Source organism: Aquitalea sp. S1-19 (genome assembly GCF_024343515.1).
This window is the reverse complement of sequence record NZ_RJTZ01000202.1, coordinates 1-2,816: the sequence shown is the minus strand read 5'-3', so window position 1 is coordinate 2,816 and position 2,816 is coordinate 1. Positions and strand designations below refer to the sequence as shown.

The 2,816-nt window shown below is 56.2% G+C and carries 1 protein-coding gene and 1 rRNA gene; both read right to left on the bottom strand.

Annotation, left to right across the window (positions count from 1 at the left end):
* Nucleotides 1-319: ribosomal RNA gene (locus EGI20_RS17140) — 16S ribosomal RNA — on the bottom strand; the annotation flags it as partial.
* Between the two features lie 287 nt (nucleotides 320-606).
* The coding region (gene rnr / locus EGI20_RS17135) for a ribonuclease R (RefSeq protein ID WP_498632927.1) at nucleotides 607-2,816 on the bottom strand (2,210 nt) is incomplete at its 5' end.

Here is a 2,816-nt window from a genome sequence, read left to right as displayed (position 1 = left end):
TCAGTTCCAGTGTGGCTGATCATCCTCTCAGACCAGCTACTGATCGTCGCCTTGGTAGGCCTTTACCCCACCAACTAGCTAATCAGACGTCGGCCGCTCAAATAGCGCAAGGTCCTAAGATCCCCTGCTTTCCTCCTCAGAGCGTATGCGGTATTAGCACACCTTTCGATGCGTTATCCCCCACTACTTGGCACGTTCCGACGCATTACTCACCCGTTCGCCACTCGTCAGCAGGCCGAAGCCCCTGTTACCGTTCGACTTGCATGTGTAAAGCATGCCGCCAGCGTTCAATCTGAGCCAGGATCAAACTCTTCAGTTCAATCTCTATGCTTTTTTCGTACTTTGGCACGCAAGTTCAAAGAAACTTTACGTTTCCAATCTTCTTGCAGTGCGAGTGTTTGGCATCGCCAAGCACTCACACCTATCGGTTGTTCGTTCTGTTAAAGAGCAGTGCCGCGCCGCTTGTTTCGTTTGCGTCGTCAGCTGAGGAGGCGAAATATACGGACTTCGGACAGGCTCGTCAACACTTATTTTGAAAAAAGCGCCAAAAACACCAACAATTAACAAAAGCCGCGAAATGCGGCTTTTGTCTTGGCGATTCAGCAATCAGCTTTCGCCAACCGGCGGGGTACGCCGACGCCGACTGCGCGCAGGCGTGGCCGCGACCCCCTCTGCGGGTTTAACTGCTGGCTTAACCGCAGGCTCCGCAGCGGGCGGCATCTTCGCTGCGCCCGGCTTGGCCCGGCTACGCGGCTTAGGTTTAGGCTTTTCCGGCGCAGATGGCGCGACAGGCGTCACCGCCGGCGTCAACTTGACGGTCACCCCCGAATTACGCGAGGCACCACGACGACGCGTAGCAGGCGCGGCGACTTCCTTAGCGACTTCCTTAACAGGAGGCGCAATCTGTTCAACCACCGCTACCGGCACCTGAACTGGAGCCGGCACCTGAACTGGAGTAGGTACCACAGGCTCCGACGCCTTCTCGACAGGCACAGCCTGCGGCACGACCTCACTATTAGGCCGTTCAGCCGCAACACGGGCCGCGCCACCTTTACGCCGACGCGATCTGGCGGGCTTGGCCGGCTTATCTATTTCGGCCTCAGGCGTTTCACGCACCAATGCAAAGTCGACCTGTGCACTTTCAAGATCGGCGCGCACCACCCGCACCGTCATGGCATCCCCCAAGCGGTATTGGATACCGCTTTTCTCACCGACAATCGCCTGCATCTCTTTACGGAAATGGAAGTAGTCCTTACCCAGTTCCGAGATATGCAGCAAACCCTCCACATGCACGCCGTCCAGCATAACGAAAACACCAAAGCCGGTGACGGCAGCGATCTTGCCCGTAAAGACTTCGCCCACCTTATCGCGCATATAGTAGGTTTTCAGCCAGGACTCGACATCGCGACTGGCATCATCCGCACGCCGCTCAACCATGGAGCAATGCACACCCAGTTGTGCCCACTTCTGCGAAGGCTTGTATTTACGCCCTTCCAGCACCGCCTTGATCGCACGATGTACCAGCAAGTCCGGGTAGCGGCGGATAGGCGAAGTGAAATGAGTATATGCTTTATAGGCCAGACCGAAGTGCCCACCATTAGTCGGGCTATAAACCGCCTGCTGCATGGAGCGCAACAACATGGTCTGCAATACTTCGGCGTCCGGCCGGTCCTGAATCTTTTCGGCCAGTTCGGCGTAATCCTTGGTCGAAGGCTTATCGCCGCCAGCCAAAGACAGACCCACACCATTCAGAAAAACACGCAGGTTTTCCAGTTTTTCAATCGTTGGGCCTTCATGCACGCGATACAGACACTTCTGCCCGCTCTCCTGCAAAAACTCTGCCGCGCACACATTGGCAGCCAGCATGCACTCTTCAATCAGGCGATGAGCATCATTTCGCACAACTGGAACAATCTGCTCAATCTTGCCAACACCATCAAACAGCATCTGCGTTTCAATCGTGTCAAACTCGATTGCACCTCGCTTGGCACGCGCAGCCAGCAACACCTTGAACAAGGCATGCAGCGTTTGCATCTGTGCCATCTGCGGGTGCTCAGTGCCGTTTTGCAGACAATCCCAGACCTGGTTATAGGTAAGTCGCGCACGCGAGCGCATCACCGCAGGATAGAAGCGATAGCGCTTGACCTTGCCCTTGGCTCCGATTTGCATGTCGCACACCATGCACAGGCGCTCGACATCCGGGTTAAGCGAGCAGATGCCATTGGACAAGGCTTCGGGCAGCATCGGTATCACACGGCGCGGGAAATACACCGAGGTGCCTCGCTCGAGCGCATCGATATCCAGCGCATCATCCGGCTGAACATAATGACTGACATCTGCAATCGCAACGACCAACCGGTATCCTTTACCCCGCTTTTCGGCAAACACCGCATCGTCGAAGTCGCGCGAACTTTCGCCATCAATCGTCACCAAGGGCAGGTCGCGAATATCTTCGCGCCCCTTGAGCTGATCTTTTTTACGCACCTTTTTCGGTGTCGCCTTGGCTTGCGCCTGAGCCACTTCACTAAATACATGAGGCAAATCGTGCTTGCGCAGCGCGATTTCTATCTCCATGCCAGGATCGGCATAATTACCCAGCACATCCTTCACCCGGGCAATCGGTGCACGGTAGCCTTGCGGGTACTCGGTAATTTCCAGCACCACCACCTGGCCATGCACGGCCGCGCCCTCGCCACCAGGTTCTATCAGAATATCCAGACGGATGCGTTTGTCTTCGGCGCGAGCCGTCCAAACGCCACGCTCCAGATAGACGCGGGCGACCAGCGTTTTCACCGCACGCTCCAGCACTTCGACGA